Here is a 6,183-nt window from a genome sequence, read left to right as displayed (position 1 = left end):
TTGATGAGCGTGAACATGCCCCCCATGCCGATGGTGCCGAAGGGCCCTGGCGCCGAGCCCATGGGCACGGTGTTGGCCGGCCGCCCCATGTCCATGTCCTCCATCTCGGCCATGCCGTTCTCGCCCATGGGCATGTAGCCCGGCACCACCTTGGCCACCTTGCCGGTCTGCTTCACGCCGATCATGTTGGGCAGGTTGTGGGCCATGCCGTTCATGGTGTGGTGCACCTTGTGGCAGTGCAGGGGCCAGTCGCCCGGATTGTCTGCCACGAACTCGAAGTCGCGAGTCGTACCCACCGGGACGTTCACCGTGGCTTCCGGTACCCAGGCCCCCTGGGGGATGCGACCTCCTGGGGTGCCGGTGATGTGGAAGACATGGCCGTGGAGATGCACGGGGTGGCTGTCCATGCTGAGGTTGGCCAGCCGCACGCGCACCCGCTGACCTCGCTTCACCACGAGCGGCGCGGTACCTGGGAAGACCCGCGAGTTGAAGGTGAAGTAGTTGTACTCGGTCATCTCGAACGGGTCGGGCCGCGAGGTGCCCGGCGGGATCTTCCACTCGGCCAGGAAGATGGCGAAGTCGCGGTCGACCCGCGGCCCCGTGGGCACCTTCGGGTGAATCACGAAGAACCCCATCATGCCCTGGGCGATCTGGGTCATCTCGTCGGCATGGGGGTGGTACATGAGCGTGCCGTGCTGGCGCAGGGTGAACTCGTAGACATAGGTCTCGCCCGGCATGATGGGCTTCTGGGTGAGACCCGACACCCCATCCATGCCGAACGGAAGGAGCACGCCATGCCAGTGTATGGTGGTCTGCTCCGGCAGGCGGTTGGTCACCACCATGCGCACCCGATCGCCTTCCACGGCCTCGATGGTGGGGCCCGGCGTCTGCCCGTTGTAGCCCCAGCACTGCACCTTCAGCCCCGGCGTGAACTCACGCATGACCGGTTCGGCCACGATGTGGAACACCTTGACGCCGTTCTCCACGCGATACGGCATGGTCGACCCGTTGGGTGTGACCACCGGCACCCAGCCCCCCGCGGAGGGCTCAACCGCCTCTGCGGAACGGCTCCCGCCCACGGCGGCGCCGGCCGCGCCAGCGGCCACAAGGGCTGCCGTCTTGAACAGGTCGCGTCGTCTCATGGCTTCTCTTTCTGGGGCAGGCGCCCCCCCACCGCGCGCTCGAGGGCCGCGCGGGTCACGTGATAATCACGCAGGAGCTCGAGGTACTCGCGGTGCGCGAGAATCTCGTCCTGACGGGCTTGCAGAAGTGCGTAGACCCCCAGCAGCATGCCGTTGTACTGCTCGAGCGAGAGCTTCAGCACGCGCCTGCGCAGCGGCAGCAGCGTTCGCTCGTAGTAGCCGAGCATGGCCCGCAGGCCCATCAGGCGAGCGCGCTCGCTCCGCACCGCTACGAGCACGTCCTGCGTGCTCGCGGCAATGGCGAGACGGCTTCGACGCCCTTCCGCCTCGAGCCGCTGCACCTGGGCCTGGTTGCGATCGAACAGGGGAATGCCGATGGAGAGCGTCGGCCCGGTGACGCGGAAGTTGTCTGCATCGCGCTCGGTGCTCACCCCCAGATTGACCGACCCCAGAGCCGACCCCCGCGCGAGCGCGAGACGGCGCTCGACGACCTCGGGCTCGAGCCTGACCGCAGCCAGATCCTGACGCTGCGAGAGCGCGGCCTGCTCGAGCGCCTGCTGCGACGGTTCAGCATCGGCCGTGTCCGGCAGCCGGGCGCCCACAGTCCACGCATCCTCGGTTCCGATGAGCCCCATCTGCCGGGCCAGTGCCTGCCGGTCGACGGCGACCTGCGCCTCGAAGCGCTCGAGATCGAGATGGCTCTCACCCGCAGCGGCCTCCTGGCGGGCGAGGTCGACCGCATTGAGATTGCCCGCGTCATGCTGGGTCTTCGCCACCGCTACGGCGGCGTCAGCGGCCCGCACCACATCGCGTTGCACCGCCAGGGTCTGCTGGTGGCCCTGCAAGGTGTAGTAGGCCGCCCGGGCCTCGTACGACAGTCTCGTGATGCCGTCGGCCAGCCGCAGACGTGCTTGACGAAACTGGGCATCGGCCAGCGAGCGACGGGTCGACCGCAGCACGACGTCGAGGAAATCCATCGACACGCTCGCGCTGGAGCCGGTGTTGAGGGCGCGTCCCGCCTGAGGCGTGGGCCAGAACACGCCCCCCTCGAACACCGGGTTCTTGAGCAGGCCGGCCTGTACCACGTCTGCCTGCGCCACGCCGACGTCCTGATACAGCGCCAGCACATCCGGGTTGCGCAGCAAGGCGATCTGCACGGCTTCGTCCGCGGACAGCGGCTTTCCGAGCATCTCGGTGATTCGCCGCGCCACATCCGCGTCGGCCGGCGTTCCCTGATCCCAGGAAGCGGCTCCCGCGGGGAGCATTGCGGCAAGAAGCGTGAGGAGCACCGCCACCACGCGGGCCATGTTCGTTCGCATGAAGCCTCCGAGAAGAATGGAGCACCGCGCGCCGATCACGAGGCGCTCCACCGAGGCCAATCCTACCACACCCTCTGCAAATCTTCGTCAAATCGCGGAAACGCGGAAAGCCCCTTCCCTGACCCTCACGGCTTGCGCTTCTGGCTGCGACGGGCGTGGTCGGCGACCAGCTGCGCACTCAAGGCACGCAGGCTGCTGGGAGATTCCTTCGTCGACGGCTGCGGAGAGAGGACGTCGCTGATGACCCAGGCACCGTCGTGCCGCGTCACCACGGCAGTCGCGCGAAGCCCCTCCGGCCCGACCGGTCGCCCGCCCCGGCTCTCTCGCGCGTAGACCGGCACCTTCATGGCGCTGCCGGCGCTCACCGGACGCCCCACGCGCAGGGCCGTGAAGCCGGTCTGGGCATTGAGAAACGGATCGAAGTCGAACCCCTCGATGGGCGCCGTGCCGGTGTTGAGGTTCCACGCCTTCATGAACACCGCGTAGAAAGAAGGTTCGAAGCAGGCGCGCTGTGCCTGCAGGCAACGCTCCTCGGAGCCCTTGACGTACGGGTCGGCACCCACCACCGCCATCCAGGCGCCGTAGAATCGCTTCACCACACCATCGGGCGTGGCGCCGGCCGCGGCGGGCGCGCACAGCGCCGGCACGAGCCCCAGAACCATCAGCATCACCAGTGCTATTCGTCTCATGCCGCCTCGCTTCGTGCCTGAGACCCGTACCTCCCTGCCGGCCACACACGCCCGCAACGCGACCCGCGTCGCACCCGCAGCAACACATCCGGGAAGATCAGCGCTTGTAGTTCTCCGGGCGCAGCTCCGGGGGCACGTCGTTCCACGACGGGAAGCGGATCTCCACGTCCTCGGGAGAGGCGGAGGCCGCCGACGATGGCGCCGCCCGCGGACCCGCAGGCGGAAGAGGCGGAGGCTTGGGATGCGGCGAGTAGCCGCCCTCCATCGGGGGGGCCGTGGGGTAGCCGGACGGGCCCACCCGTCCCGCGGCGTCATAGAGACTCGGGAATCGCAGCAGACGCGCATCGCCTCGCCCAGGGTGAGGGCTGGCTGCGTGCGTCGGGGCTGCCCCTCCTCCGGGCGCGAACACCTGCGCGGCGAGCCCCCCGATGGCGGGCTTGGGGTGCCAGCGACGATACAGGTCATAGCCCAGCCAGCAGAGCACGCAGACGATGGCCACCGTGAGGATTCGCTCAAGGGTGGACCATCGGGTCACGCGCCGTCGCTTCTTGGCCGCCATGAATCGATTATAGGTGGCGCCGCAAGATTCGCCTAGTACACGTTCGTCTCGCGCTTCTTGCCCGTGTAGTCGATGTAGACGGTCTTGATCTCGGTGAAGAAGTTGAAGGCCTCTTCGTTCATCTCTCGGCTGCCCACACCCGTTGCCTTCATGCCGCCGAACGGCAGCTGGGCCTCTCCGCCCATGGTGGGAGAGTTCACGTGCGTGATGCCGGTCTCGATCTTGTCGATGAAGCGGAAGATGCGCCCCACATCGTTGGTGTACACCGACGACGACAGGCCGTACTCGACATCGTTCGCGGCTTCGATGGCGGCCTCGATGCCACGTACCCGGATGACCGACACCACCGGGCCGAAGATCTCTTCGCGGGCGATGCGCATCTTGCGGTCGACGTGATCGAAGATGGTGGGCTCGATGAAGTACCCGTCGCCGGACGCGCGCTTTCCACCCGTCACGAGATGAGCCTTGTCCTCGTTCTTGCCGACGTCGATGTACTCGAGCACCTTCTCCATCTGACCCAGGTCGACGCTAGGCCCCATGCCGACCGCGGGCTCCATGCCGTCACCCACCTCGATGGACTCGGCGCGAGCCTTGAGCTGCGCCACGAACTCGTCGGCGATGCTGTCATCGATGATGACACGGGAAGTGGCGGTGCAGCGCTGCCCGGTCGAGCCAAAGGCCCCCTGCGCGGTGCTCTCGACGGCCAGCTCGACGTCGGCGTCATCGAGGACCACGATGGGGTTCTTGCCCCCCATCTCGCACTGCACCTTGATGTGGCGATGCGCCGCGTCGGCGCAGAGCTGCATTCCCACCTCATTGCTGCCGGTGAATGACACGGCTTTGACATGCTCGTTGACGACCATCTCGTGACCCACCTCAGCCCCGCTGCCCAGCACGAGGTTCACCACCCCGTGCGGCAGCTTCGCCTCTTCAAAGATCTCCATGAGCATGACCGCAGTGCCTGGCGTGATGGTGGCGGGCTTGAGCACGCACGTGTTGCCGGAGACGATGGCGGGCGCGATCTTCCACAGGGGAATGGCCACGGGGAAGTTCCAGGGCGTGATCAGCGAGACCACTCCCAGCGGAACCCGAAGGGTGTAGCAGAAGGTGTTGGCCATCTCGGAAGGCCGCGTGATTCCCCCCAGTCGCCGCCCCTCACCCGCAATGAACTCGACGACGTTGATGGCCTTCTGCACCTCGCCCAGGCTCTCGCGAAGGATCTTGCCCTCCTCACGCGTCAAGACCTCGGCGAGGTCTTGCTTGCGTCGCTCGAGAATGCGAACCACCTTGAACAGGTAGTCGGCGCGCTTGGGGGCCGGCATCTCGCTCCAGGGGCCGAACGCCTTGTGCGCCGCGTCGATGGCGGCCTTCGCCTCCTTGCGGGTCGACAGCCGCACCCGCCCCAGCACCTGCGACGGCCGCGCGGGATTGATGTTGTCGACCGTCTTGCCCGACGTCGAAGCCACCCACTGGCCCCCCACGAAGTTCTTGTACTCGATGACCTCGGTTGCGATGGACATGGCTGACATCTCCTCGGTGTTGATGAAGCGTGCCCTGGAAAGTACGAGAGTGACCCGGCCTTTTCCTGGACATCAGACGCCGGCAGGTCTCTCGGCGACCGCGAGATCGCGAAGCGACCTGGCGCGGCAGTGCTACTTGCGTCGTCGCGCGGGCGGACGTGAAGGGCTCGGCACGCTCTCCCGCTGGAAATCCCGGGGGAAGCGGAGGGTCATGGTGGTGCCGCCACGCCCACTGTCGCACTCGAGGGTCCCCCCGTGCACGTCCATGACGCCGCGGGCCAGGCACAGGCCGAGTCCCCCGCCCTGGGCCTGGGTGTCGGGATCCTGGCCCACCACGTAGAAGGGCTGGAAGATGAACGGCACGTCTTCCTTGGGAATCCCGGGCCCTCGATCGGACACCATCACCGTCACGTGCGTCACCGACGCGCTGGCCTGCAGCTTCACCTGCTTGCCCCGAGCGCCGTAGCGAATGGCATTGTCGAGCACCTGTCGGAACGCCTCCTCGAGGATCTCCACCGTGCCCCGCATGTGGAAGTCGGCGGTCGCCTCGAAGACCAGCTCGACCGAGACCCCCAGCTCGTTGGCGAAGGGGCGGAGCTTCTCGACCACATGGGCGAGCAGCTCGCGGAGATCGATGTCCTGCACCACCCAGTCGTAGAGCCCGGACTGCACCCGCGTGAGCAGCGAGAACTGCCCGAGAAGACGCTGGATCCGGTCGACCTCGAACTCGAGGGTCTTCACGAAACGGGTGAACGCCTCCGGATCGTGCTTGAGGATCTCGATGACCCCCTTGATGGTGGTGAGCGGGGTGCGAATCTTGTGATTGAGACCACTGATCTGATCGTCGAGAAGACGGCTCACCTCACCGTGAAGGCGCGCGTCGCTGCGGGCTTCCTCGATGAGCACGGGCAGCGACAGCGAGGGTTCCGACTCGAGAACCGAAGCGCCCGATCG

6 protein-coding genes are annotated in these 6,183 nt (G+C 66.9%); all 6 read right to left on the bottom strand.

Features of this window, described 5'->3' with window-relative positions:
* A partial coding sequence (locus EB084_17625) for a copper oxidase (GenBank protein NDD30079.1) occupies positions 1-1,142 on the bottom strand: 1,142 nt, incomplete at its 3' end.
* A complete protein-coding gene (locus EB084_17620; protein NDD30078.1) occupies positions 1,139-2,521 on the bottom strand; it encodes a TolC family protein in 1,383 nt (460 codons plus the stop codon). The genes EB084_17620 and EB084_17625, both read right to left, overlap by 4 nt.
* 65 nt (positions 2,522-2,586) lie before the next feature.
* Positions 2,587-3,132 (bottom strand): hypothetical protein, encoded by a 546-nt coding sequence (locus EB084_17615; protein NDD30077.1) that lies wholly within the window; start codon positions 3,130-3,132, stop codon positions 2,587-2,589.
* A 115-nt stretch (positions 3,133-3,247) separates the two neighbouring features.
* Positions 3,248-3,685, bottom strand: a complete 438-nt coding sequence (locus tag EB084_17610) for a hypothetical protein (GenBank protein ID NDD30076.1) — start codon at positions 3,683-3,685, stop codon at positions 3,248-3,250.
* Positions 3,686-3,741: 56 nt separating this feature from the next.
* The gene (locus EB084_17605) at positions 3,742-5,238 is read right to left on the bottom strand and encodes an aldehyde dehydrogenase family protein (protein NDD30075.1); all 1,497 of its coding nucleotides are present in this window, start codon (positions 5,236-5,238) and stop codon (positions 3,742-3,744) included.
* A gap of 123 nt (positions 5,239-5,361) precedes the next feature.
* The coding region (locus tag EB084_17600) for a sensor histidine kinase (protein ID NDD30074.1) at positions 5,362-6,183 on the bottom strand (822 nt) is incomplete at its 5' end.

The sequence above is a fragment of the Pseudomonadota bacterium genome (assembly GCA_010028905.1).
GTDB lineage: Bacteria > Vulcanimicrobiota > Xenobia > RGZZ01 > RGZZ01 > RGZZ01.
This window is presented reverse-complemented; position numbering and strand designations above follow the sequence as displayed.

Bases quoted from the DNA above. Each gene is read 5' to 3' on its own strand.
- EB084_17605 (NDD30075.1), bottom strand. From the start codon at position 5,238: ATGTCAGCCATGTCCATCGCAACCGAGGTCATCGAGTACAAGAACTTC.